Annotated in this window: 27 protein-coding genes; 4 read left to right on the top strand and 23 right to left on the bottom strand. The window is 35.9% G+C overall.

Going from position 1 to position 26,878, the window contains the following annotated elements; all coding sequences use genetic code 11:
* The 19 genes from AC33VI_RS00265 to AC33VI_RS00175 form a co-directional block, all read right to left on the bottom strand.
* A partial coding sequence (locus tag AC33VI_RS00265; protein ID WP_491780267.1) for a glycosyltransferase family 2 protein occupies positions 1-745 on the bottom strand: 745 nt, incomplete at its 3' end.
* A 19-nt stretch (positions 746-764) separates the two neighbouring features.
* Complete coding sequence (locus AC33VI_RS00260; RefSeq protein WP_491780266.1) at positions 765-1,988, bottom strand: CgeB family protein; 1,224 nt, start codon at positions 1,986-1,988, stop codon at positions 765-767.
* 11 nt (positions 1,989-1,999) lie between these two features.
* Entirely contained in the window at positions 2,000-2,872 is an 873-nt protein-coding gene (locus AC33VI_RS00255) for an FkbM family methyltransferase (protein ID WP_491780265.1), read from the bottom strand.
* A gap of 5 nt (positions 2,873-2,877) precedes the next feature.
* Complete coding sequence (locus tag AC33VI_RS00250) at positions 2,878-3,648, bottom strand: DUF268 domain-containing protein (protein ID WP_491780264.1); 771 nt, start codon at positions 3,646-3,648, stop codon at positions 2,878-2,880.
* A gap of 67 nt (positions 3,649-3,715) precedes the next feature.
* Entirely contained in the window at positions 3,716-4,672 is a 957-nt protein-coding gene (locus AC33VI_RS00245; RefSeq protein ID WP_491780263.1) for a glycosyltransferase, read from the bottom strand.
* A gap of 10 nt (positions 4,673-4,682) precedes the next feature.
* Complete coding sequence (locus AC33VI_RS00240) at positions 4,683-5,243, bottom strand: hypothetical protein (RefSeq protein WP_491780262.1); 561 nt, start codon at positions 5,241-5,243, stop codon at positions 4,683-4,685.
* A gap of 20 nt (positions 5,244-5,263) precedes the next feature.
* Positions 5,264-6,004 carry a glycosyltransferase family A protein gene (locus tag AC33VI_RS00235; RefSeq protein WP_491780261.1) on the bottom strand — a complete coding sequence of 247 codons (741 nt, stop codon included), beginning with the start codon at positions 6,002-6,004 and terminating at the stop codon, positions 5,264-5,266.
* A gap of 52 nt (positions 6,005-6,056) precedes the next feature.
* Positions 6,057-6,905 (bottom strand): glycosyltransferase family 4 protein, encoded by an 849-nt coding sequence (locus AC33VI_RS00230; RefSeq protein WP_491780268.1) that lies wholly within the window; start codon positions 6,903-6,905, stop codon positions 6,057-6,059.
* Between the two features lie 75 nt (positions 6,906-6,980).
* Positions 6,981-7,166, bottom strand: a complete 186-nt coding sequence (locus tag AC33VI_RS00225) for a hypothetical protein (protein ID WP_491780260.1) — start codon at positions 7,164-7,166, stop codon at positions 6,981-6,983.
* The gene (locus tag AC33VI_RS00220) at positions 7,166-8,065 is read right to left on the bottom strand and encodes a hypothetical protein (protein WP_491780259.1); all 900 of its coding nucleotides are present in this window, start codon (positions 8,063-8,065) and stop codon (positions 7,166-7,168) included. The genes AC33VI_RS00225 and AC33VI_RS00220 overlap by 1 nt, the downstream gene beginning before the upstream one ends.
* A 60-nt stretch (positions 8,066-8,125) precedes the next feature.
* Positions 8,126-9,109 (bottom strand): glycosyltransferase family 2 protein, encoded by a 984-nt coding sequence (locus tag AC33VI_RS00215; protein WP_491780258.1) that lies wholly within the window; start codon positions 9,107-9,109, stop codon positions 8,126-8,128.
* 29 nt (positions 9,110-9,138) lie between these two features.
* The gene (locus AC33VI_RS00210) at positions 9,139-10,413 is read right to left on the bottom strand and encodes a glycosyltransferase family 4 protein (protein WP_491780257.1); all 1,275 of its coding nucleotides are present in this window, start codon (positions 10,411-10,413) and stop codon (positions 9,139-9,141) included.
* Positions 10,410-11,264 carry a class I SAM-dependent methyltransferase gene (locus AC33VI_RS00205; protein ID WP_491780256.1) on the bottom strand — a complete coding sequence of 285 codons (855 nt, stop codon included), beginning with the start codon at positions 11,262-11,264 and terminating at the stop codon, positions 10,410-10,412. The genes AC33VI_RS00210 and AC33VI_RS00205 overlap by 4 nt, the downstream gene beginning before the upstream one ends.
* 177 nt (positions 11,265-11,441) lie before the next feature.
* The gene (locus AC33VI_RS00200; protein WP_491780255.1) at positions 11,442-12,011 is read right to left on the bottom strand and encodes an acyltransferase; all 570 of its coding nucleotides are present in this window, start codon (positions 12,009-12,011) and stop codon (positions 11,442-11,444) included.
* 8 nt (positions 12,012-12,019) lie between these two features.
* The gene (locus tag AC33VI_RS00195; RefSeq protein WP_491780254.1) at positions 12,020-13,243 is read right to left on the bottom strand and encodes an ABC transporter ATP-binding protein; all 1,224 of its coding nucleotides are present in this window, start codon (positions 13,241-13,243) and stop codon (positions 12,020-12,022) included.
* 525 nt (positions 13,244-13,768) lie between these two features.
* Positions 13,769-14,854 (bottom strand): recombinase RecA, encoded by a 1,086-nt coding sequence (recA, locus tag AC33VI_RS00190; RefSeq protein WP_491780253.1) that lies wholly within the window; start codon positions 14,852-14,854, stop codon positions 13,769-13,771.
* 312 nt (positions 14,855-15,166) lie between these two features.
* The gene (nadA, locus tag AC33VI_RS00185) at positions 15,167-16,129 is read right to left on the bottom strand and encodes a quinolinate synthase NadA (protein WP_491780252.1); all 963 of its coding nucleotides are present in this window, start codon (positions 16,127-16,129) and stop codon (positions 15,167-15,169) included.
* 146 nt (positions 16,130-16,275) lie between these two features.
* Complete coding sequence (locus AC33VI_RS00180) at positions 16,276-16,683, bottom strand: tellurite resistance TerB family protein (protein WP_491780251.1); 408 nt, start codon at positions 16,681-16,683, stop codon at positions 16,276-16,278.
* Positions 16,684-16,708: 25 nt separating this feature from the next.
* Complete coding sequence (locus AC33VI_RS00175; RefSeq protein ID WP_491780250.1) at positions 16,709-18,064, bottom strand: 16S rRNA (cytosine(967)-C(5))-methyltransferase; 1,356 nt, start codon at positions 18,062-18,064, stop codon at positions 16,709-16,711.
* 194 nt (positions 18,065-18,258) lie between these two features.
* On the opposite strand from AC33VI_RS00175, the gene AC33VI_RS00170 reads away from it, so the two are divergent.
* Complete coding sequence (locus AC33VI_RS00170; protein ID WP_491780249.1) at positions 18,259-19,158, top strand: carbohydrate ABC transporter permease; 900 nt, start codon at positions 18,259-18,261, stop codon at positions 19,156-19,158.
* A 37-nt stretch (positions 19,159-19,195) separates the two neighbouring features.
* Here AC33VI_RS00170 and AC33VI_RS00165 read toward each other — a convergent pair whose 3' ends face one another.
* A complete protein-coding gene (locus tag AC33VI_RS00165) occupies positions 19,196-19,738 on the bottom strand; it encodes a DOMON-like domain-containing protein (protein WP_491780248.1) in 543 nt (180 codons plus the stop codon).
* 53 nt (positions 19,739-19,791) lie between these two features.
* The gene (locus AC33VI_RS00160; RefSeq protein ID WP_491780247.1) at positions 19,792-20,676 is read right to left on the bottom strand and encodes an SDR family oxidoreductase; all 885 of its coding nucleotides are present in this window, start codon (positions 20,674-20,676) and stop codon (positions 19,792-19,794) included.
* Positions 20,677-20,782: 106 nt separating this feature from the next.
* On the opposite strand from AC33VI_RS00160, the gene AC33VI_RS00155 reads away from it, so the two are divergent.
* From AC33VI_RS00155 to AC33VI_RS00145, 3 genes are all read left to right on the top strand, one after another.
* Complete coding sequence (locus tag AC33VI_RS00155) at positions 20,783-21,001, top strand: type II toxin-antitoxin system HicB family antitoxin (protein WP_491780246.1); 219 nt, start codon at positions 20,783-20,785, stop codon at positions 20,999-21,001.
* A 481-nt stretch (positions 21,002-21,482) separates the two neighbouring features.
* Positions 21,483-22,004: a LemA family protein gene (locus AC33VI_RS00150; protein WP_491780245.1), complete on the top strand. Its 522-nt coding sequence runs from the start codon at positions 21,483-21,485 to the stop codon at positions 22,002-22,004.
* A gap of 8 nt (positions 22,005-22,012) precedes the next feature.
* Positions 22,013-23,374, top strand: coding sequence for a DUF3137 domain-containing protein (locus tag AC33VI_RS00145; protein WP_491780244.1), 1,362 nt, complete (start codon positions 22,013-22,015; stop codon positions 23,372-23,374).
* An 8-nt stretch (positions 23,375-23,382) separates the two neighbouring features.
* Here AC33VI_RS00145 and AC33VI_RS00140 read toward each other — a convergent pair whose 3' ends face one another.
* Together AC33VI_RS00140 and pheT are read right to left on the bottom strand one after the other, a co-directional pair.
* Positions 23,383-23,871: a DM13 domain-containing protein gene (locus AC33VI_RS00140; protein WP_491780243.1), complete on the bottom strand. Its 489-nt coding sequence runs from the start codon at positions 23,869-23,871 to the stop codon at positions 23,383-23,385.
* Between the two features lie 526 nt (positions 23,872-24,397).
* Positions 24,398-26,878, bottom strand: a 2,481-nt coding sequence (pheT, locus tag AC33VI_RS00135; protein WP_491780242.1) for a phenylalanine--tRNA ligase subunit beta, incomplete at its 5' end; no start/stop codon positions are given.

Here is a 26,878-nt window from a genome sequence, read left to right as displayed (position 1 = left end):
TGACTAGCTCCATTTTTGCCACTATTCCTCGATCGTTTTTATGATCTCCTGGCTGAGAGTCGTGAAAAATTCGCGCTGTCCTAACATTAGCTAGTTCCCATTGCTTGCCTACTGTCAAAGAGAGGGTGACATCTTCCATTAGAGAATAGCCCGTAAAAATTGGCGGAAACAAAAGACTGGGCAAAGCTTCTCGGCGATACATGACACAGGTAGTATTAAGCCATTCTACGGGGACAACTTCTGGTAAATCGGGATTGTCTTCAGGAAGCAAATTCAAAGCAGGACCAATACATTTTCCCGCATAACTACTTTCCCAACGACCATGTAACAAACGAAATAAATACTTGCTAATTCTTCCAGGAGTTAAATACTTTTGATTGGTAATCATGGCATTGACACCACCCAATTGGGGATTACTATTTAAAGCTTGCCAAAGTTTCTCTACACAATTTGGCTCAAAGATAATATCATCGTCAAGCAACCAAATAGTATTTTGAGTAGCATATTCCATTCCCTGGTTTCGTTGTATCGCCGCACCTATGGCTGTGGCGCGATGATAAATAATTTTGGTTTTTAAATTGGGAATTTGACCATGACAAATTTCTTTAGTAGTATCATTTTCAGAACCATCAATTACAATCATTTCTTGAGGTTGTGCTGACTGATTAGCCATACTAGCAAGCATTATTCTCAAAGCTTGAGAGCGATTGCGGGTAGCGACTACCGCAGAAGTAGGGATTAACATCTGTATTTGTGGTGATAAATCAAATGGTTGATTCGATATTGCTAAATAATTGTTTAAATCTTGCTGTCCAAGTATGGTCTTTTAAAGCTCTTTGATAGCCAGCTTCTCTAAGTTTTTCGGCTTCGTTGGGATGAGATAAATAGAATTTGGTTTTATCAATTAATTCTTCTTTACTACTATAAGTATCTATTTCTTGACCTAATTGATAAAATTCAGCTATTTCATCGGTATAGCCAGTTAAATAGCAACTACGACACATTGGGGCTTCAAAGTCTCGCAAACGGACGTGAGGAATTAACTTTGAACCAGGGCTACCATCAGCCCAGACATTACTAAAATTTAGTACCACTTCATAATTTGAAAATACCGAACAAATTTGCTGAAAAGGAATTGGACCTTTAGCAAAATCAATAAATACGGGAGAAAGCTTGCGGGTAAATTGACGATATTGGATTTGTCGTCCAGTACGAAGTAATCCAAAAACAAAATTACTCTTCTGAATATTTTTACAAATTACATTTAAGTAACTTAAAGAGCTTTGGGGTTGGATTAGATTGCGTCCTAAATATTCTTTTTCTAATAAAGCTTCGGATTTATCTTTGGTTAATAAGTTATTTTTTCCCCATCCTGGACCATAAATATCAACAGGAATTTGTTTCTCAATCAAAGCAGACATCCAACGATCGCGATCGGCGTATTTTTGCCCGACAAAACAAGCTTTGGACTCTTTTTTACTATTAGTTGGGTAATAAATATTGGGATCTGCTCCCATTTGCACCCAAATAGGATTTGCACCTATTTTTAAATAAGAATCGCGAGCTTCTTTTTCGGCGTGCCAAGCAAAAGTTACTTTGGGAGCAATCTGGTCAACTAAATTAAATTGATAAATACTATTACAGTAAAAATTAACCGTAGGAATGCCTAAATCATGAATTTCTGCAAAGCGATCGGGATTAAAATGAGAGTTATAAAAATAACTTAAAAACAAATCTATTGGTTGTTGTTTGTGAGCTTGTTTTAGTTCGGCAATAATTTGTTCGCTCAGGCGATCTCTAAGTTCTAATTCTTGAGGGGTAAAATCATCAGCTATACCCATAAATTTGCTAGCTGGTAATAAATCCACTTGAGATTCTATTACTTCGTGACCTAACTCTTTTAAGGCTGGATAAAAGTTATTACTCCAAAGCCCTCCATAGAAAAACTGTGGATTGTTTGAATGGCGTATTGCGGTGAAAATTCTCATTTTAGCTATACTTATTTTAGTTTTTCTTGAGGAAGTAAAATCAAGTTAATATAGGAAGATAGCCAAATATCTTCAGTCACGAAGACAAAAGTTTTACTAGTTAGATCGAAACGTCTGATAACATAATTATGTTTGACAATTAATTGTTCTAAAACTTGAGGCGATGCGTCAAAATTAGACCAGGTTGTAGTGCTATATTCCACTACAAAAATCGGTCGATAAACTTCCCAAAGTTTACCAGCAGACTGCAAAACATCTAACTCGCCCCCTTCAATATCTATTTTGACTACATCTACTTTACTTAATGCCAATTGTTCGACCAAACTATCCAATCGATTGGCTTTGACGAGAAAAGAACGAATAGAGTCGCCCGTCACCAGTCCTCCAACTCGCAAACTAGAATAAACATCTCCTTCAGTTGGCATAAAAATATTGACTTCTCCTACTTGAGAAGCCACAGCACAATGAACTGGAGTGCCTAAATGATTTTGCTCTAAATTATGTTGTAATAACTTATAAGTATTGGGGTTGGCTTCGATCGCAATTACCTGTCCCTCTTTTCCGACTATGTTTCCTGCTTGTACTGAAAAATAGCCAATATTTGCCCCACAATCAATAAATGTATCTCCCGATTGCAGTAAAAGTTGAAGCACTTGTTTGACATCTGGTTCGTAACGATCTGTGTCAGACCAAAAACAATGGGTAAAGGAATGTTCTGGTTCTAAAAATAGCGTTCCACCCCCAGGCATCTTAAAAGCTAAGGCTCGATTGGGATTGAGCCACCAATATACTTGACCGTAGCAGCTACGCAAAACTAATTTTGCACTACCGACAGCCGCAGCAGGATCGGTCAGGCACTTTTTGATAAATCTCCAAATGTTCATTTTAGTTATTTTGTAAAACAATAAAGACCACAACTGTATTTGGCATTAACAAAATCTTGAGGAGTGGCATCTTCGACAAACTCATTACGGTCGTTTACGGCTTTAAATTCTTTGAGTTCTAGGCGGTCGCAAATTTCCATCGGTTTTTCTGGATGCCATATTCTTTGGGCGTTAAAACATACAGATTCTCGACCAATGGGCAAACTAAATAATAGCTGCCCTCCAGGGGCTAATACCCGCATTAACTCTCGCAAAGCTTTAACTGTACCTTCAGGCTGTAAGGTATCGCCATATCTTCCCAATCCAATGTGTTCGGCAACGTGCAAACATGATATGGATTGAATGCTATCCTCATCTAGAGGGAGGTCGAGAATACTACCCTGGCGAAACTCAAATCGAGGCAATTGAAAATTTGGCGGACGAATATCCCAACTAATTACGGGACAAATAGCCGTAGCCTGACCTACAAAACCATCAAAACGAGAACCTACATCGTGATGTTCTGTAGGTTGTAATAGAGCTAATTTATTTAATGCCCAAATATCTTGATAAAAATAATGTCCGCCTCCCGATTGAGTATCGGATTGACTGTCGAACAGACAAGGTGCTATTTCCTCGAAAGTAGCATCTCCTCCCAAAGCATTGAATTGTTTCCATTCTTGTAAAAAGCGATAATAGCGCCAGGGCAATTCCAGAAAATCTTTGCCTCTTGTATATCGCAGAGGTTGGGCAAGTCGCCATAACCCCCGTATATTTGGAGTAGTTATCAAGATCATGATGCAATTGCCTCTGGTATAACGATGTTGTCAGTAATAGATTGATAAAATTGGCGCATAATGCGATCTATCCAGATTGATTTTTAAATGAATCACGTTTTATTCGAGCTATTTTTTCTGTGGTATTAAATCCAAATATTTTATATATTTTTTGATACAATTTAGGAACAATATCGTCAGAAGGAATAAAATTACGATTGCTATTTTCAATGCAGTTGATAATCTTCATAGCCCATTTTCTATCGAATAACCAGATTAAACGAGCGCATCTAAATCTTGCTTGAGCGATCTCCTTTTTCCTTTGAATTGTTAATTGTTGTGTTTGTTCGAGATGCTTTTCAGCTTTATCAAAAAGCTTTAATTTCTGATTAATAGTTTCTAAAGGATTTTTTTTACAAACTGTTGATTCGCTCCATTGTCTGTATACATAACTAGGAAAATCGAAGTAGCAAAAGCTTTTATTTTCTTGTAGTAACCGCAAATATAATTCATATTCCTGACAGCAAGGTTGATCCACTTTCCAGTACCCTACGTCTATAATTGCTTGTTTGCGCCACAGTGGACCGCCAGTTTGGGGTAAGTAGTATTTGGCTAGCAAAATCCAAGGATCGTGAGGTTGGGGAATAGAGGTATTTTCTTGACGGACTTTATTATCGTTGTAATACTCAGCAATAACTTGACTATAAACCAAATCACAATCGGGATTACTTGACAAAAATTGAACCTGTTTTTCAATTTTATTGGGTAGTAAATAATCATCAGCATCGAGATATTGCAACCAATCCCCAGTACTTAATTCTAATAGTCTATTGCGAGTAAAATTACCTCCTCTATTTATTTGCGTTTCCCATTTTATATAGCCATCAAAGCTTTTGATAATGTCTAAGCTATTATCTGTAGAACCATCATCAATTACAATAATTTTTTTATTTTTATAAGTTTGCTCTAAAGCACTATCGATCGCTTTAGCAATCCATTTCTCGGCATTGTAACAAGGAATTAGGATACTTACTTCAAAGGACATTTTAAAAAGCTTATATTTTAGAATATTGAGTCAATCTAGCTATACTTTTTTTAAAGAAGACCTTATCTCTAACTGCTAAATTAATTAGTTTTGTACCTCGATCGGAATATTGTTTATTTACAAAATAGTTAAAAAGAAACTTGGATAGCTTTTTATACCTTTGTAATCCTGTAAAGTGATTTTTTTGAAATGGTATATCTAATAACTCGCTCCATTCTAACTTACAAATATCTTGTGGCAAATACTGATTAGCTCTATACTCTACAGGTAATTGCAACATTAGTTCAAATATTTTGCGGTGATTAATGGGATATAAGCTAAACAAAGATTCTCGTAAATCAATAGATGTTTGAGAATCAGGCAGACAAACAAAGTTAAAACCTTGATTAGTCTTATAAATAAATGGTCTATTTTTTTTACTTGCTAGCCAATATTGTCTGATGTTTTCCTGGGTTTTATTACCAATGGCTTTTACAGGATTGGAATCTTGTAATAATAGGTTACTTAGAGATTTTAATTTCCTAAGTATAATTTGGGCTGTATTTCCTGGAGATGATTTAATTGTTTGCATGATATCAATAAAAGATATGTTTAAAAAGAAAACTCTTGGCGAATTTCAGAAGTAACAAGACGTTGTAATCTTAAACCACCTAAAAAGTACCTCCAGCCATACCATCTAAACCTTTGGAAAATATGACTATCATTATCTCCATGATTGCAAACATAAACCGCACCAGGAAAAGGTAATGATTCTAAAGGAGTATTTAGCTCCTTCATTTTTTTCTCTATGACAGTATGACCGTTACTTAAAATTACACATTCTTGGCTATCTTCAATAGTTGAAGGAAAATCGATTAACTTAGTATTAATAATGGCATTAGTACCACAATTAAAATTACGATTGATTTTTATCCACTTACTTTCATATTCATACTGATAGCCTATTTTAAAAATCCAACCATTAACTTCTCTATGAGAGTTAGCATATTGAGATAATCTATTACTGACTAGATCGTCAGCATCGACAAACATAATAAAATCTGGATTTAGCTCTTTGGCTCTAATCATTCCTACCGTCAATTTTGTCCATTTATCCTTCATTGTTTCTTTGGTGACAATGCGATCGGGAATAGGAAAATTGACTTGAATAAACTCTACTCGTTCGTCATATTTATGTTTTAATGTTGGTAGTTCGTGACACACAACTATAACTTTAAAATTAGGATCGATTTGATGATATATCGATCGCAAAGTTTTTTCAAAAATATGGCATACTTGTTCCCAATTACGAGAAACAAATTTAGATTTTAAAGGGATGATAAAGCAAAGCATAGATTACTTTTTAATAAATACTTGAATTAGATCGACAAATAGTATCTTTAATCTAATTTTGATAGTCGAATTTCAGCATATCTTCTCTTTTTTGATAGACTCTTTGAGTTTTGATAGCAATTTTTTGCCAATCCAAGCGATCGCAGGATTCAATAACCTGTTGGCTTAATTGTTCGAGATTTATTTGGGTGCTTTTTTCTAAAGTATTCAATAAACCTTTGGAATCGTTACTGTCATAAAGTAAGTAATCGGCTTTTCCCAAAGTTTCATTAATACCTCCTAGTTTTGGTGCAATAATTGGCTTGCCATAAGACATGGCAAGAATCAAACTTCCTGAAGTCAAGATATTAATAAAAGGAAGAATTACCACATCCACAGCACTATAAAATAAATGAATGCGATCGCTTTCGACAAATTCTAAACGCAAGATAACATTTGGTAATTGATTGGTCAACTCAGTTAGCTTATACCGATAATTTTTATCTAAAGCTTTCCCTGCAATTACTAAAGTAGTATTATGCAAAAGATCGTGGTTATCGCTCCAAATATGTAACAGATTTTCTAACCCTTTATATGGTCGAACCATACCTAAGTTCAGATAAATACTTCCGCATAAAGGAAGATCTAGCTCTTTTCTAGCATCTATTCTTGCGATCGCTTTTTTATAGCCCTCTCGATAATGTCCGTGAGGAATTACTTCAATTTTTGAAGAATCTACTTGCCAATCTTGTTTCAAATAATTGACAGTAAAACTATTATGAACAATAATTTTATCTACTAACTTAGCAAGTACTTTTCTCAGCCACAATTCTATCTTAGGAAACTGACAATCATGGGATATTTGATTATGTATTGTCCAGACTACTTTAACTCCAGATAAGCGAGTAAGCCAAAGATCGATGATAAATTTTAAACTATAAATTAGTTTGGTTAACCAGTTTTTACCTTTTATTTAAGGGGTTAGCCAATGTAAATGTTAAACATCATAAGGCTGAGATTTAACAGCACGAAATATCGGTAATATACGACGATAGCCTTTGGGAAAGTTAACCCTTACTTGTTGAGATTCTAAAGCTTTTGTCAGAAGAGACTGATAAAGATTATCTTGACGATAATCGGGCATCATTAAAACTTTTAACAACTTGCAATCGCGATCGTTCATTATCTCAATTCAGTAAGAAAATTTTGCTGCACCAACTGTTTGATACCTTCGCTATACATTAAATATCTGATTGCACCGATATAATGACGAGAAGGCGAATTATTAAGCCCTTTTTCTAGACGAACATTATATTCTTCTGGTAATAACTCTGTTCCAAATTTAGAACTACACAAAGCAAAAAGTGTTTGTTCGATGCGCCAAAAATGCCCAATAATATCGGGTAAACTTAAAAACTCTTCAATCCAATCTAGATTTAAAGATTGTTTGTGAATTAATCCTAAACCAGAATTAAATTTTTCTTGTACTTCAAACCCCATTTTTTCTCGAACAAGATCGGGATTGACTGTATAGGCACTATCTATATCTGCATTAACAGAATTAAGTTTATAATCTGGATTTTCAATTCTATTCAGTAATACTTTTGGTCTCCTGAAAAATAGTACATCACTATCTAAAAGTAACAAGCGATCGCTTTTGAGATAAGCAAGAAAGTCAAAGACTTTGGGTGCGAGATGATTGGTTTTACGAAATTCCAAACAGCGAGGATAGTTACTTAATTCGGACAATACTTTTTTATCGGCATTAGGGCGATCTATAATTCGCGCTTGGGGAAAATGTTCTCGAAATATAGCATAGTGCTTTTCGTCTAATGTTCCATCATCGTGAATGCAAAGACTATAGTTGCGTTGTGAATAAAGATAGAAAGATTTTAATGCCCAAATTAAGTTTAGCCAGTCAGTAGCTGAAGTTAAAACATGAATTTCACATTCATTTGAAATAGTATTAACTATTGATTTGGTGTCTAAAATTTGTTTTCTTACACTGTCTCGATAGTAAGCAGTTTGTAAGCCATGTTGATATTTTTGTTTGATTTTAAGAGCTAAAGTACCTAAAGACATTATTTATCTACTCCAAAAAATCGAAGGTATATAATCGATCGACAATATATATTTTTAGCTTTAAATAATTATTTTTTTGATTGTGCCCAGTACAGAACGTTTAAAGATAATCTTGGGATTTTTAAAAAAATTATTTGAAATTTGTTTTAAGGCTTTGATTTCCCCCTTTACCTGTAAAGTTTGCTGTATATCTTGAAGATTCAACCAAAATTTCTTTTCTGCTATCTTATGTCTAACTATTTTGGCTTCTTCTTCATTTAAGAAAGGCAAATATTTCTCTACAATTGCAAAATCTTCTTGAATAAAATCATTAGAATTTGCTAAAGCTACTGTTTTGCTTTCTGAATGCAAACAAGCTTCTGCCAATACGCGATCTAAAATCGTAGGAACAATATCATCAAAAAATAATCTCAAGTTGTACTCAAAATCCATACAGCAGTTCAAACAAGTATCATAATAACCATATCTCTCAATTACCTCTCGACGCATAAAATTAGCAGGTTCAATGCAAATTCCTCTAATATTTCCTTCCCAACGAATTAATGCTTCTCTTTTAGATTTAACTGGAGTAGGAGTCAATTTTGCTACTAGCTTTCCTTTTTCATCAATATAGTTAGCAGAACCAGTAACCCATAATAAATCTGGATTATTTTGAAATGTTTGAGCGACTTCTATTAAAGAATTAGGTAATAATAAATCATCGCTATTAACATAAGCCCAAATATCGCCTGTAATTTTTTCAAGTCCTTTATTAATAGCATGAGATTGCCCTATATCGCTTTCGCTAACCCAGTAAGTCAAATACGAATCGTATTTTTTTATAATTTCCAGCGTATTATCTTTGCTACCACCATCAATGATAATATATTCTAAATTTGGATAGTTTTGACTTAAAATAGATTTGATAGTTTTTTCGATAAACTGCCCTTGATTATAACTAGGAGTGATAATACTAATCTTAGGTAAGTGCGATCTATTCGATATAGATTCTCTAGACTTTTTAGTTTGATGCGATCGCCATAAATTAATATTGGAAGATTTCATTTTTTTATTAATTATAAATACGATTAAAATCAATACTGTACGGCTGATAGATTTTTAGCAGCTTTATGAATATTACTATAACTATCTTGATAAGATAATATTTGCTGATAAAGTTCTATATATCTCTGTACTTGTAGCTCTAAAGAATATTCATCTGTCACAATTTTTCGACAGTTAGCACTGAGTTTTTGCCTCAAGCCATTATCTTCCAGAAGTTTAATAATCCCTCGTGCTAAATCTTTAGTATCTTCAGGAGTAGCTAAATAACCAGTAATATTATGACGTACTAAATCTGAGACTCCACCAACATCAAATGAAACCATTGGCGTACCACAAGCCATACTTTCTTGAAGGACTAAAGGTAAATTATCTGCACGAGTAGGAAAAACAAAAAGGTCGGCAGCAGAGTAAGCAACAGATTTCAAACGATCGCTACTAACATAGCCTAAATCAATTGTATCGATACCAATAGATGCAATTTGTTCGCCACAATTACCCAAAATTAAAAGTAATAAATCTTTTTTAGATGTATCAGGAAGATTTTGTAAGGTTGAAATTAATAAATCTCCTCCTTTACGACTATCTTTAAGATTATCTGCACCAAACATCAAAACTTTTTTATCTTGAGGAATGTTTAAAACATATCGACAATATTCTACATCTAAAGGTTGATAAGCTTTGAGATTTATACCATTAGGGATATGATAAATTGGTAACTCGGATAGCATACTTTGTTTGACTTGTTCTGTCAGCCATTTGCTGAGAGTTATAATCGTTAAATTAGAACGATTGTAGACCCAATTTTTAAGTTTCCACTCCCATTTGGTTTTGTCTCTAGTTACGGCAGGATAAGTATTAAGATCGGGACATTGACCACAGCTTTTTTTCCAGCGATCGCAATCATAACTATAAGCACAATGACCAGTAAAGCTCCACATATCATGGAGAGTAAATACAGCAGGTTTATTATTAGTCAGATGAGGTATGCTTAGATAATTAAAATAATCTCCATGTAAATTATGAAAATTAAGTATATGTGCCTGTTGATAAAATTTATGCTTGGGAATATTAAAACTGCCAACACGATTGAGATAATTTAATCCCAATCTTTTAGAAAGACGTACTATCTGATTTTCTATACGGTAATTGTGTCGGGTTGCAGCAATACGATCGCTTTGAATTTTAACTTTCCCTACTAATAATCGAGAGTCTATTCCTCGATCTAATAAGCCTTGATGCAATCGATAGCCAGCAATTCCAGCCCCGGCAATAGTATCTGATTGATTGATGTGTAAAATATTCATACTATTGGTTTAATTGCTTCCATAAATAGTGAGTCTGGTTTATATGTAGTACCGTCTGATTCTGTATCGAGATTAAAGCTAGTCCAATTAGAAATATAACTTTCTGAAGCAGTGCAAGAAACAATTTTTTCTAGACCACATTTTTTTAGCATTAATCCCAAAGAATAGCGGTCGTACATCCACTGATGAACTTCTCCACTCTGGCGAAAACGCCCAATTTGTAAAGCTTCGTATTCTCGACCTAATAATAGTTTTAATATTGATTCACGATGATAACTTGGACAGCGTATAAAACGATAAATCTGTTTGAATAAATGCTTTGATTTATTTTTTGTAGCTATACTTTGATGAATTTGTTCTTGATACATTTTTCTGTGTTTTAATAAATTTTCTGCTTCTCCCCCCAAACGTTGTATGACAAAATCTTGGTTAGGAATATTATTAAAAAAGTATTTAGCCATTTCTCCCCCCGAACAATTTCTAACTGTCTGATCGTACATTTCCAATAATATCCAGTTATAATTATCAGCCCATTCTTTAGAACCAGAACTAGCTTTTTGTAAAGAGTGAAGATAAGTTTTGGTTATTTGTTCTAAATCGGGAACTACTATTCTCATTATTCCTTTTGGACGTAGAACTCGATAGCATTCATCTAAAAAGGATTTAGCTTTGTTTTTAGGAAAATGTTCTAAAAGATGCGAGCTATAAACTACGTCAAATGAACAATCTGGATAAGGAATACCTTTGGTTAAATCCCAAGCAATTACCTCTTTTTCACTAGAAGAACTAAAATCTATATTTATCCAGGTACCATGAAAATGACGACCACAACCAAGATTTAGATATTTCATCTTTGACAACTAAAATTCATATATAAATAAAATAATCTCATATCATTTGTTTTATACTAATACTACTAGTAGTATTGTTTTAGAAATTATTTAAATCTTAATTTATTTGACCCCACCTTTTATAAAACTTGTTAGATATAAGTTATATCTAGCTGAAATTATATTTTTTCTTGTTACTCAATTATTGGTGTTTTTTAGATTAAATGTATTTTCTTCTTTAGTATCAACCCAAGTCCATAATTCTTTATCCGCCTCTCTTTCTAAAGATTTAATTATTTTTGCAGGAACGCCAACAGCAATAGAATTTGATGGAATATCATTACAAACAAGACTACCTGCACCAATAACAACATCATTTCCTATAGTTACTCCTGCAATTATGGTGACATTAATACCACACCATACTCGCTTACCAATATTTATTGGCAAAGCTTTTGGCTGTAAAGTTATAGGTTCGTGAGTTCCCGAATCTAAATGTAGACCACTAGCACCAAGAAAATCTTCTTCAATTTGAATAGGAGCATGAGCAATAATTTTGACAAAATCTCCCAAGGCACACCGATCTCCTAATATTATTTTGTGAGGATTTAGTAATCTTAGACTACGACCGATCCATAAATTATTACCATATTTAACTTTTTGAAATCTTAAATATAAACGTCGAAAAAATAATAAATCATTGGGTTTTGAAAATAAACTTTCAAATTCAGAAAATATCCACAAAATCTCTCCAATTTTTTTTTTCATTTATTTGATTAATTCCACAACAATAACTCGGGGGCGCAAGTTCCTTTCCAATCACTAGATTTAGTAAGGAATGGCATTTCTTTGTGACAGTCAACTTCAAATTTTAGAACATCATGAATTTGTTCAAAAAGCCTGTAATTTCTGATGCCTAAAAAAGCATCCACATAATATATACCAGAAGCAAGAGCATAAGGAGGTATACAACATTCCGTCCAGTGAGATGTAGGATTTATGCTCCTAGTATTAAATTCACTACTAGAATGATGCACCCAAACTCCATCAGAATTTCTAATTACAATACTTACTACTAAATCCGTTTTTCTGCATGTTTCCACCTCAAATACTATTTTAGTTAACAGACTGTTCTGAAACTGATATTTAATTTGATTATTTTGAGAAATCTGAATCTTTTTAAAATATGGATGTTTGAGTTTTTTTAAAGCAACATATACAGATGAGCTTTTAATATCTTGTCCGATATAAAACTCAATAGCTTTATCCATAGTTCCCTGATTAACAATCTGACCTTTATTCAAAAATATACCTTTTGTACATAAGGTTTTCATTGCACTCATATTGTGACTGACAAACAATACCGTTCTACCCTCTTTGCTCACATCTTCCATTTTCCCCAAGCATTTTTTTTGGAATTTGAAATCGCCTACGGCTAGAACCTCATCTACTACTAATATTTCTGGTTCTAAATGAGCGGCTACAGCAAAAGCCAGCCTGACATACATCCCTGAAGAATATCTTTTTACTGGTGTATCGAGAAACTTTTCCACTTCAGCAAAAGCTACTATTTCATCGAATTTTTTCTTAATTTCTTGTTTACTCATTCCCAAAATAGCACCATTGAGAAAAATATTTTCTCTGCCACTTAATTCGGGATGAAAACCAGTTCCCACTTCTAATAAAGATGCGACTCTACCTCGTATTTTTATACTTCCTGTAGTCGGTTCGGTGATGCGACTTAATACTTTTAAAAGAGTAGATTTTCCAGCACCGTTGCGTCCGATAATACCAATGCGATCGCCCTGATTTATTTCAAAATTAAGATCTTTTAATGCCCAAAATTCTTCTTGATTATTTTTAGAATAGTTATGAGGTTTAAGAATCGAACTTACTGCATTACTAATAACATCTCGTAAGGTGTTATCTTTATCTTGTTTTTGATGCCCAATAATGTATTTTTTACCCAGATTTTCAACTGTGATAACTGGCTGAGACATATTAGTTTAATATCGAACGAGCAATTTTTAATTAAAATCTTTAAGCATAAATATAAGTAATATTTACATTTATACAGGTGTAAAATTACTAATTGCTGTAAGTTTATCAGTAGAAAAAACTAATAAGCCTCGTGATAAATACTGAAATTGATAATATAAATTAGAAAAAAATAGGTAAAATCATCTCTATCGTACATTCAAATTGATTGATATGATGCTAGGTTAATAATTTACCTCTTCTTTTACTCTGCTAGTAAATACCTAAAAGACTAAAAATGAGTATTTCTACTTGCAAATAAAAAATCTCTCGCTCGATCTCCAATGGTTAAATAATTATCATTAATAATCAAGGAAATGTGCGAATAAATACCCTCAGGAAAATAATGATGTTAGCATCAATGAATAAAAATTTTCTTAGCTGAAAAATATGGCGTATTACCAATTACAAAACCCTAGAAAACTAACAACCAGATCGAACAGGCTCTAGCTTTCTAGGGCAATTATTTTTAGAAAAATTAGAATTTCTTATTCTTCCGAATCTACATCGGGAATCATAGCTTCGGGGGCGACAGAATTTGCTGAAACAGTAGCACCTTCATTGAGTTTATCTTTGACTAGTTTCTCAATTTCGTTGGCTAGTTCGAGGTTTTCCTGTAGATAGTTAATCGTATTGTCTCGCCCCTGTCCGATATTATCTCCTTTATAGCTGTACCACGCACCTTTGCGCACTACAATATCCGAATCTTCGGCTAGATCTAACAAACAGCCAATATTAGATATTCCTTTGCCGAAAATAATATCGAATTCAGCAATGCGGAAGGGAGGGGCAACTTTGTTTTTGGCTACCTTCACTTTGGCTCGAATCCCATACATTCCTTCGTTACCTTTTTTTAAGGTTTGGGTACGACGAATATCTAAACGAACGGAACTATAAAACTTGAGCGCATTACCGCCCGTAGTTACTTCAGGACTACCATAAGTAATCCCAATTTTTTGGCGCAGTTGGTTGAGGAAAATTACTGTCGCCCCAGATTTACCGATATTTCCTGCGATTTTTCTGAGGGCTTTACTCATCAAACGAGCTTGTAAACCCACTTGATTGTCTCCCATTTCTCCTTCAATTTCGGCACGGGGAGTTAAAGCTGCTACAGAGTCTACTACTACTAAGTCTACTGCTGCCGATCGCACTAGTTGATCGACTATTTCTAAACCCGATTCTCCCGTGTCTGGTTGAGCTACAAGGAGATTTTCAATATCTACCCCTAAAGCCGAAGAATAGGTCGGATCTAGTGCGTGTTCTGCATCCACAAAAGCAGCTACTCCACCCATTTTTTGAGTTTCGGCGATCGCGTGTAAAGCTAAAGTGGTTTTTCCCGAACTTTCTGGCCCATAAATCTCGATAATTCTTCCTTTGGGCAGTCCTCCTCCCAATGCCACATCTAGAGTCAAAGCACCACTAGGAATAGTTTCCACTTTCATTTGAGTGGCATCTCCTAGGCGCATAATTGCCCCCTTCCCAAAGTTACGCTCGATTTGCTTTAAAACCAGGTTGAGAGCCTTTTCTTTATTATCTTTGTCGGAATTGTTTGAAGTACTTGTGCGACTTGCCATGAATATCTCAATCGATAAAGGGTAAAATTGTTTGTCAAAATGGCTGAAAAGTTAGCTAGAAGTCTTATACAGTTTTTGCCATGTTAATCTAGATACTGCTTGGTTGGTTGTTAGTTGTATATTACCAATTAAAAAAGGATGCTTCGGATAGAGTTTAGCTAATTTATTACAACAACTAATATTTATCTAGCAGTCAATCCTTTTAATTTTCTCTTGGGTTGATAAAAAAGTCAACCCAAGAATAAGTACCTAATTCGCACTCCGACTAGCTTCATCGGAAATATCCCTTATCAATGCCCAATGTTCAATGGTTTAGGACATTTCTAGCATTCTTTGAATTGGTTTCAATGCAGCAGCGCGGATATCTTCGGGAAGAGTAATTTCTGGAGTTTTATTTTTCATGGCTAAATATAGCTTTTCCAGAGTATTGAGGCGCATATAAGGACATTCATTACAAGCACAATTACTAGTACTGGGGGCGGGAATAAAAAGCTTATTGGGAGCGGCTTTTTCCATCTGATGAATAATGCCTGGTTCGGTGGCTACGATAAATTTATCTCGATCGCTATTTTGAGAATAGTTGAGTAAAGCAGTAGTCGAACCAATATAATCTGCATGACGCAACAGGGGGGCTTCGCATTCGGGGTGAGCGATAATTTCCGCAGTAGGATGTTCTACTTTCAATTCCACGATTCTTTTTTCCGAAAAAGTTTCGTGAACGATACAACTACCTTCCCACAATAATAAATCTCTACCAGTTTGTTCCCTGACATAACGACCTAAATTGCGATCGGGGGCAAAGATAATCGGTCGATCTTGAGGTATTTGATTGACTATTTTAACGGCATTAGAACTGGTACAAATAATGTCGCTCAGAGCTTTAATTTCCGCAGTGCAGTTGATATAAGAAACTACTATATGATCGGGATGTGCCTCTTTAAAGGCTTTAAACTCTTGAGGGGGGCAACTATCAGCCAAAGAACAACCCGCTTCCAAGTCGGGCAGTAAAACGAGCTTATCGGGATTGAGAATCTTGGCGGTTTCCGCCATAAAATGTACCCCTGCAAAGACAATTACTTCCGCATCGGTATTAGCTGCTTGCTGAGACAAACCCAAAGAATCGCCCAAATAATCTGCAATATCTTGAATATCTGCTTCTTGGTAATAGTGAGCTAAAATTACGGCATTTAATTCTTTTTTTAATTCTTCGATCGCTCCAAATAAATCTTGCGGTATGTCGTTGGCTTTGGCTTGAGGATTTGCAGTAGCAAACATATTGACGGATAGTCCTTAAACTTAACAAATAATTATAGTAGTTTTTACTATAACTTTATTATAGTTTATTTAACCAAAATTTGCAGTTTTCTTGATGAAATTGACGGGAGACAGAAATAAACAACCCGACCAAGCTTGCCCGATGTTTAAACCTCTTGTTCGATGGCTGCCTTATATAACTTCTGGATCTTGCGTAAAACCTTATCTAAAATAGAATTGCGACATTCAGGGTTATTGGGATCGCAACTTTGAATGGTTTCAATGAGTTTAGCTTCCCGAATATCTACATAACCATCGCTATAAACCAAACCGCTAATTTTCTCTAATAATTCCTGATAATCTTCTTCTGAGGGATTATTACCAAAATATTCATCCAGCCATTGATAGCATTCAACAGGTTGAATTGGTTTTAATTCCGATAGTAAAGGTTTAATTTCAGGATCTTCGGCTAACTTAAAATCATCAGCCACGCGACGTAAATAAATCCTTTCTTCTGGTTGAATAACACCGTCGATCCAAGCAGCACCAATGAGGATTTTGAGAATCTGTTTCATTTTATGTTTGTTTTGTGTCAGCATCTCACCAATCTCGTACTAATCTCACCATAAAAAATCCATCCATATCTTGTAGATGGGGATACACCTTAACCCAACCTTGTGGCATCACCATAGTTTTAGGGATTGCTTCTGTGGGAGATTGAATACTCCAATTGGGGTGACTTTCCAAAAAAGATTCTACTATTTTTTCATTTTCTGAAAGATTAAGAGTGCAAGTCGCATAAACTAAAATTCCTTTCGGTTTGACCCAAGTACTAGTCTCCTCTAATAGTTCCCTTTGTAGGGGAAAAAGTTCCTTTAACGAAGAAAAAGTTTTGCGCCAACGAATGTCTGGGCGTTTGTGTAGAGTACCCAAACCCGAACAAGGAGCGTCTAACAAAACTCGATCGGCAATGTTAGCAAATTCTGATACTTGACGACTATCTTCAGTACGAATCTCGATCGCCTTTAACTGTAGTCTAGCTGCATTTTCTCGTACTTTATTTAACCGTTTGGCATCGCGATCGCAAGCAATAATTCGCCCCTTATCCCCCATTAATTCAGCAATGTGAGTGGTTTTTCCGCCTGGTGCGGCACAGGCATCAATGATTATTTCTCCTGGTTGAGGATCGAGTAAATGGGCGACTAATTGCGCGCTGCTGTCTTGGATGACCCACCAACCTTGTTTGTAGCCTGGTAATTCGGTAACCGCTCCCGATCCTGTCAATCTTAATCCTTGAGGGATACCTGGGATGGGAGATACAGGCACGCCACTAGCTTTAAATGCTGCTTCTACCTCGTCTACAGTAGTTTTGAGAATATTAACCCGTAAATCTAATTTAGGCGACTGATTGTACCAATTTAACAGGCGATCGACTTCTGCATCGGGTAATTGTTGTAAATAAATCTTGATCGTCCAATCGGGGAAACTGTGCGCGATACCCAACTTCGTAATGGGATCTTTTGGTAATTGTAGGGGATCTGCTTTTTCTGCTTGGCGGATGTAACTCCGCAACATACCATTAACCACCTTGCTTAGTTTGCCCAAACCATTTTCTTTTGCCAACTCCACGCTAGTATTGACTGCTGCGGAGTTGGGGATGCGGTCTAAATAACGTAACTGATACAAACCCAAGTGTAAAATTATACGTAAGTCTGGGGCTTGTTGGTCGGCTCTTTTCTTGCCCAATAAATCGATTAAAGCATCTAGAGTACGCTGGCGACGCAAAGTACCATAGACTAACTCACAAGCAAAATTACGCTCGGCTTGGCTAATTTCTGCCGATTTCCCACAAGATTTAATAACTCGATTGAGAGCAATATCGGTATAGGCTTTTTTTTGATAAATATTTTTCAATGCTAAAAAAGCCAGGGTGCGAGAATTGGGAAGAGATGCCATATAAGTAGTCGTGCAAAATTAATTTGATAGCTAGGAAAGGGAAAGAGAAAAGCAAGTAGGGTGGGCATTGCCCACTCTGCATAAGTTAGAAATGAAACGAGCAAGAGTCTAAGATTAAAAATACTCGTTGAATAGACTAATTAAGTACAAAATTACTCTACATATTCTAGTAGGTTGTGCGGGAAATTAATTGAATGTATAAAAACAAAGTCAACAAATCTAACCCTATTGCTACTCTGCTAGATCGAGATGGAATAGCAGCAACATTATTCATCACCCCTGCGGGAATTTTATTAACCATTTTCCTGTTTTATCCCATTGGTTATTTACTCTATCTCAGCTTTACTACTGGTAGTTTTACGGTTTCGGGTATTGAGTGGGTAGGATGGCGCAACTATTTTAGGTTATTGGGAGATGCTGATTTTTGGCAGGTGATGGGCAATACTGCATATTTTACTATTGCTACGGTTATTCCCACAATTATTATTCCATTAGGATTAGCCGTCTTATTAAATCAATCTTTAGCATTACGAAGCTGGTTGCGGGCTGCTTATTTTATTCCTTCTATTACCTCTCTAGTGGCTGTTGGCTTGGCTTTTCGCTGGCTATTTCAAAATGATGGACCAATTAACGGTTTACTTTTGCAATGGGGCATCGAGCCAATTTCTTGGTTGAGTAGTACTATTTGGGCGATGCCCGTATTGATTTTATTGAGTAGCTGGAAGCAATTAGGTTTCAATCTAGTCGTATTTTTAGCAGGTTTACAAATCATCCCCCAATCTCTCTACGATGCCGCAGAATTAGATGGGGCGGATAGTTTAGCTAAGTTTTGGCATATTACCCTTCCAGGCTTAAAACCCACCCTAATTTTTGCTGTCTTAACTACAGCTATCTTTACCCTTAGAAGTTTCGAGCAAGTTTACATCATCACGGGCGGTGGACCTTTAAATTCTACCAATCTTCTGGTTTACTATATCTACGAACAAGCCTTTTCTCGTTTTGAATTTGGTTATGCTGCTGCTGGTGCAACAATATTATTATTAATTGCTTTTATTTTTGTTTATTTTTATCTACGAGTTTGGCATGAAGAATAACATCCAAGCTTCCAATTACGGAGTTACTGGTTGTTAATTATGGAGCAATAGCAAGAATAAAACTATCTTGATGATGAAAATCTGCTTCTATTCCAGGATGAATTAACGACCAATAACTAAGTCCCCAGTTTTTAGTTTCAATAACTGTAGCGATCGCCATTTCTAAACAGCAATTCTTTGACATAATTTGATTTAGATCGAAATCTAGATTGATTTTCAAGCATTCAGCTTGACGAGATACATCAAAGGGCAAACTACTAAAACTTTTCTCTTCGGTCATATTTTCTCGATAATTAGTAAACCGAAACACATTCCAATCTTGCCTAGGAGAAAGATTGAATTCCCAATATTTAGTTGCGTTTTGAGGCTTTAAAAAAAATTCAAAACAAGTATGTTCCCAAAGATCTTTGAGGCGATCGGGTTGTAGACTAATATCGGGGATAACCACTTGTGATAGATCTCCTTGCAAACAATATTCAATAGTTAGTTGTCGCTCGCCGAGGGATATATTGCCTGAAACTTGAAGGCGATCGCCATGATTATTATCAAATGGTATTAGATTAAACTCTACTCGATTCATTAAAAATTACCTGGCAATAAATTTGATTAAAGGCTCGATCGCCAGTCTTAGATCTAAATAATCCTTTGTTGATAAATTGCATCCAATTCTTCTGATAATGATAAGGGTTGATAGCCTAAAGCAAAAGCTTTACTGCTGTCTAAAGAGGTGTCGGGCGATCGCGGTGCTGCCATTTTTACGTCGGCTTGTTTTCCAGGTTGAATCAATTCTGGGGATAAATGCCAAATATCTGCCAGCAATAAACCAAAATCATAACGAGAAGTTCTTTCTTTTCCTCCCAGATGCAAAATTCCTGGGATTTGTTGTTCTATGGCTAATATCAAACCAGCAGATGCTGTCATCGCACTAACGGGAGTACGGAATTCATCGACAAATAAATTAATTTTCTTTCCTGCTTGGAGACTGGCGACTGCACCTTGAATAAAACTAGGAGAAACAGGAGAAGCTGCGCCAAACATTAACGGCATCCGACATAAAGCGATCGCAGGATAAATTTCCGCCATTTTCTCTTCAGCAATTACTTTTTGTTCCCCGTAATAACAGATAGGAGAGACAGGATCGGTTTCGCGATAGACGGGATTTTTGCCATCAAAAACTAAGTCGGTAGAAGTAAAAGCACAAGGAATATTGTATTCGCTACACAGACGAGCAATATTAAGAGATGCCTCAACGTTAATAATGTAAGATTCTTCTGGATTGGTTTGACAAAAATTAGGTCGAGAAGCGGCTGCTGTATGGATTACTCCATTAGGTTCGATCGCTTTAAATAATTCTGAGATTGCTGCAAAATCTCTTAAATCAATTTTATATAGATTGATGTCGGGCAAATTGATTTGATGGCTAAAATAAGTGCCATATACTTGCCAATTTTTTTGAGCATATTGACATAAATTCCAACCCAAAAAGCCACTTGCTCCCGTAACTAATAACTTGTTCATTATTTTTCTTCCCTAACTAATACCAATTTTCATCTGTGTTTTCAGAGGTTATAACAGAGATGATAATCAAATATCGGTCATATTATATTTGGGGCAGTAAATAATAATGAATAATAATTATTCCATAACGATCCAATGGTCGCAAAAAGATAATTGTTTTGTTGCTACTCTTCCAGAATGGAACAATCAAAACACTTGGGGAGATTCTTACGAACAAGCTTTGGATAATGCCAAGAAATTGCTCTCTTCTTACATTGACTCTTCTATTTCTCAAGGGCAATCTTTACCCAAAGTTAAAACTTTCCAAATTTCTTCCATCGCTTAGTCATAATTTACTTGTTTGATGTGTCGATCGCTCTTCTGAAAGTATGCGATCGCAAAATTATTGCAGAAGAGCGATCAATTTGCCAGGTATTAGAGACTGTTTGTAAACAAAAGATAAAAGCTAGGAATGACGGGGAGACGGGGTGACGGGGTGACTGGGGGAAAGTATTCCTGATTTATTCAAAGAGTGCGATCTTTGCGATTCACTCTTTAAAACAAAGGTAGGGCGCATCCATTATTGTTATTTAATATTTCTTTTACAAACAGTCTCTTACTTATCTTGAAAAAATGATTGCTGGTTAAATTAGCGATCGCTCTAACTTAATATTAGATAAATTTAAGCTATATTTTTTGCTGTTTTTGGGAATTATCAAAGTAGAAGAAACTATCAATTAAAATTATAGGCTTAAATCATGTCGGCTTTTATTTATATTTTGTTATCTTTGAGTACTGTATTTCTACTAATAGGGATTACAGTTTTTTTGGTTGGAGTTCAAATTTACAATAGTTTGATCGGGAAAAAAAATCAGGTTAGTAAATCTTTTTCTAGTGTAGATGTCTTACTAAAAAAAAGATGGGATTTGATTCCTAATTTAGTAGCTATTGTGAAAAATCATATGCAGTTCGAGCAACAAACTTTGGCAGAAGTAACTAGACTAAGATCGCGAGCTATGTCCGATGATATTAGTCCCGAACAAAGATTAAATGTAGAGAACCAAATTTCTCGCACTATGGGTAGTATTATGTTGCAAATTGAAAGCTATCCCGAATTAAAATCAAACGAACATATTACCGAACTATTAGAATCGTTGAATGAAATAGAAGAACAAATTTCTGCTGCTAGACGTTTTTATAATACAGCAGTCACCGATTACAATAATGCGATTGAAATGTTTCCTAGTAATATTGTGGCTGGATATATGAGATATGCAGCTAAAGAGTTATTTGTAACTCCCGCAGAAGAAAGAGCCAATGTTAATGTTGGGGAATTATTTAATAATTAATTATTGATGTGGATAAACCGCTGTCAGAAAAAGAAATCGATCGTCTATTTATGTCAGGCGATCGCGATTTACATCGGGGTAATTCTAAAGATGCCGTTGATGTTTTTGAAGAATTATTAGAAATTCTCGAACCCAGTCACCATTTATATTTTAATATCCAAAGAAATTTAATTAAAGCTTATCAACAAAATGAACAATTAGATAAAGCGATCGTACTTTGTGAGTTATTGATTGGTAGTGGTGATTCTACAGCTTCTATTTGGGGCAACAGTTTCATGTCTCAACTAAATCCTCAATTTATCCCAGAGAGCGAGCCAGAACCAGAGGTCGAAAAAGAGGCTAGGGACAATACTCCTATGATCAGAATTAAACAAAAGACTCTAGCTCAGTTTAAGAACTATTGCCAAGATAATTTACTAGAAAAGCTCAAACAATTAGAAAAAGAGAGAATCCAAACTTTAATCACAATTATTGTTTCTGGGATTATTTGTTTAATAGCAACTTGGGGATTTTCTGAAACTACTACTAACTTTTTACACCTAGAAAATAATCTTATTTTTTATTTACTTTGTTTGAGTTTTTCAGGCACAGCATGGGTATTTTTTTGTCAGGGCTGTCTTAGAGTTTATGGTTTGGGATTTAAGCGAGGTATTATTGAAAAAATAATTAATTTTATCGATGATACTGGGAGTCTGGAATATGCAAATAGTCTGTTAATAGAAGATAGAAGACAGATGATTCTTGCCTTTACTCGCAGTCAAATTTTTCGCGATGAGTTGCACGAACCAGATAACTTAGAACAAGAGGATTGTGTCTATGGCACAATTGGTAAAACCGATCTTTTCTTTGCCGAAATTACTGTAGAGGATTTAAAAGAAGGATATCTCAATGAATTTGAAGTAGCAGAATATCGAGGTAAATCTCTATTATTTCATGGCTTGTTTTTTGAAGCCAAATTTTCTAAAAGCTTTGTCAGTCGTACTTTTATTTTGCCCCAAACTTTTAAAAATAAGTTAGGTATGTTAAATAATTGGCGGGGAGAAAATATAGATTTAGAAGATCCTGAATTCAAAAAAATGTTTCAAGTCTATGGAGACAATCAAGTAGAATCTCGCTACATTCTTGCTACTAGTTTAATGAGTCGCTTGGTAGATTTTAGAAAAAAAGCCAAACGTCAAGTATATCTTTCTTTTGTTGATGGTTTTGTCTATATAGCTATTCCTTACAAATACAATTTATTTGAACCAAAGTTATTTACCAAAATGACTTCTTTTACCCCATTGCGGGAATATTTTCGAGATTTACAATTAATGATTGGTATTGTTGACGATCTCAACTTAAATCTCCGTATCTGGGGTAAAAATAAGTAACCAGAATTTTATAAGGGTGCATAGCCAAAGGTAACGTTAAAGTCTTCACACCAGACAGCTACTGAAGCATAGTCATTTAGATCTACGTCTTCTGGTACTTCATATCTTTGAGTTCCTGAAAAGCTTTGAATAGGAGCAAGACTAATATAGTCTTCTTCCGCGATACTTTGCCCTACAGTTTGGTTTTTGTGGAGAATTATTTCCAGATCTGGTCCTTGAGAAACTTCAAAGTCATTACTAAATTCAATATACTGTTTTCCGTTTTCTTCTACTACTTGAAAACCTCCTTCAGTTTTATTGCGCGAACCTACAGCAACAAATTGATTCGAGCTAGCTGCTGCACAAGGGTTTACCGAGGCACAGGGATTACTAGCAATAAGCACAGAAGAATTTGAGTTGTTAAAAGAAGAGGCAACAGCGTTATTAGAGAAAAAACCAGTGCCACCGATAGTTAGAATAGAAGCAGAAGCAATAGCAGCAATATATTTAAGTTTCATGGTTTTGTTTAAGATTCACTTGAGATTTATTTGCTTGACAATTACTATCTAACTCAACAAAACTGAGTTTTATCTGAGGCTAGAATTTGTTTAAACTAAAATTTCTCGGACTACTCTTTAAGCAAAAGGTGTAGTAGAGGGAATCAATAATAAACTTAAGTTGATTAAAAGAGTTTTTAGTTCAATTAATTAGTAGATTTGAACCACTAATTAATTAAGTAGGGACGTTTCATGAAACGTCCCTACAGTTCTCAAATCGAAGATTATAAGAGGGGACTTAGACCCAAAAACTAATAACTAATAACTAATAACTAACCGAAGGTTAAAAGACGAGGCTATGGCTTTAGAAATTTCGACAACTTTAGTTCCAGATGTTTTTTAACTTGGCTATTTTCAGTCGATTTTGCATCACGGGTTCGGTAGAGCCGAATATTTGCTCTTTGATTTTTTATTGTAATGCAGAAAAAAAGCTCAACTAAAATTCAGTTAAGCTTTAAATTTTGACTATTTAATTAAATTACCGAAATTAACTTCTAAGAGTGACATCAAACTTTTTGACTAGAGTATCGCGAACTTTTTGATGGACGGGATCGACATCTTTATCGGTTAAAGTGCGATCGCTTGCTTGATAAACTAAGTTAAATGCCAGACTTCTTTGTCCGACCGGGACATTTTTACCTTTATATTCGTCGAAAACTTCTACCTGTTGTAGTAGTTTACCTCCTGCTTTAGTCATCACTTTAGTAATGTCAGCCACAGAAAGATCTAGAGGTGCGAAGAAAGCTAAATCCCGATCCGAACCTGGATAGGTGGAATAGGATTTAAACTTGGGTGTAGTAATGGAGTCTCGGCTTAAGACGGTGAGTAACAAGCTAAAGTCTAATTCAAACAGATATACCTCGTTGGGTAAATCTTTCTCTTGGGCTAATTGGGGATGAATTTGTCCGAAGACACCTAATTTTCTCCCTTGCAACCATAGAGCAGCAGTACGCCCTGGATGGAGTCTTTCTGCGTCTTTTTCAGGGCGATATTCAACGCTAATGCCGAGATTGCTAAAAACATTTTCTAATACTCCCTTGGCATCATACCAAGTCATAGGCGTACCTTTACCGCCGTTAACCCACAAGCCTTTGGCGGTAATATTTCCCCCCATAATTCCCGCGAGAGAATCTTTCTCTTTTAATTCCTCTCCTTCCTGCCAAAATACTCGTTCGATTTCAAAGGCATTTAATGCGCCGTTACCTTGGTCTAAATTATAGGCAAAGGAAGTTAGCAAACCAGAAAATAATTCGCCTCTTAACGCTGAATATTCCGCAAACAGAGGATTATCCAAAGTTACTTCTTTTCCTGTCGGCTTAACTAGGGAATACTGCACTACTTCTGTTAAACCTACCCCTCGCAACACAGCGCGGAGTTTATTTTTAATCTGATATTCGGGAGATAATTGCCCAGGTTCGGTTTTAGCAGGTAGAGTATCGATAAAGCGATCGTATCCATAGAGACGAGCGACTTCTTCAATTAAGTCAATTTCGCGCTCTAAGTCGCGATAGCGGTAAGGAGGAACTTTAACCGACCATATATTTTCTTTTCCTGCAACTAGCTCTAATTTACAGCCCAATGCGCCTAAAATTCTTTCCACATCGCTGGCTTCAATGTAGCCCAAACCATCATCATCGGAAAGCGTTCCCTTGCGCCTGTCGGCGATATTATGCCCTTGTGGTACGCGGGGTCTTTCCTCCTTTTTAACTTCCCCTAAAAGATGATTGATGCGACTCAAACGTAATTCGATCGCGGGTAAACTAGAGAAGTCTACTCTACTGTCAGCTATTGCTTGAGCTTTGGGAGTACCACCAGCCAATTCTTGTAATAATGCGATCGCACGTTTACAAGCAGATTCTAATTCAACTTGGTTCACCCCTCGTTCGTAACGAGTAGAAGCCTCGCTACGCATACCTTGGGCGCGAGAAGAACGACGAATAGCTACAGGATCGAATAAAGCTGCTTCTAAGACAATATTAGTAGTGTTATCATCTACCTCTGTCGATTCGCCTCCCATAACTCCCCCCAAAGCAACGGGTTTATTATTGGCAGTAATTAATAAATTTTGAGTAGTTAAATCCCTTTCTTGTTCGTCGAGCGTTTTTAACTTTTCTCCTTCTCTGGCAAAACGCACCCCGATAGTAGTGGTGATTCGCGAATCACCACTACCTCCTGCTACCTGTTGCAGTTTTTCGCGATCGAATGCGTGCAAAGGTTGCCCCCATTCTAATAAAACGTAATTAGTAATATCCACCACATTATTTATGGGGCGAGTACCTGCTGCTTCCAATCTTTGCTTTAACCAACTAGGAGAAGGTTCTACTTTCACCCCTTCCAATACCGTACCGATATATGCCATGCAAGCATCGGTTTCTTGTACCTCTACCTTTAAAGAACTATCTGTAACAATATCCTGTGACTTAACTTCTGGAAGTCTAACCTCCGTGTCAGTAAGAGCAGCAACCTCCCGCGCAATACCCACCATACTCAAAGCATCGGCGCGGTTAGCAGTAGTAGCCAGATCCAAAATTACATCATTCAAACCCAACAACGGGCGCACGTCATCCCCAGGCTGAATATTATCCTCTTCAAAGATATGTATGCCGTCAGAATCCTTCTCTAAACCCAACTCCGTCAAAGAACAAATCATCCCCGCCGAAGGTTCGCCCCGCAATTTAGTCGGCTTGAGTTTCAAGTCAATTGCAGGTAAATATGTCCCTACTGTAGCTACAGGAACAAATATATCCGCCCGCACGTTAGACGCACCACAGACAATACTCAAAGGTTCGTCTGCACCCACATCCACTTTACAGACGCTCAACTTATCCGCATTGGGGTGCTTATCCCGTTGCAACACCCTACCAACCACAACCCCGTCAGCATTCGCCCCCAGATCGATTAGTTCTTCTAGTTCAAATCCTGCTATAGTCAGCACTCTCCCCAACTCTTCGGGAGACATATCGATATC

This window comes from Waterburya sp., from assembly GCF_058530065.1.
Note: the sequence above shows the minus strand (reverse complement) of the source record. Positions and strands in the feature narration are given on the sequence as shown.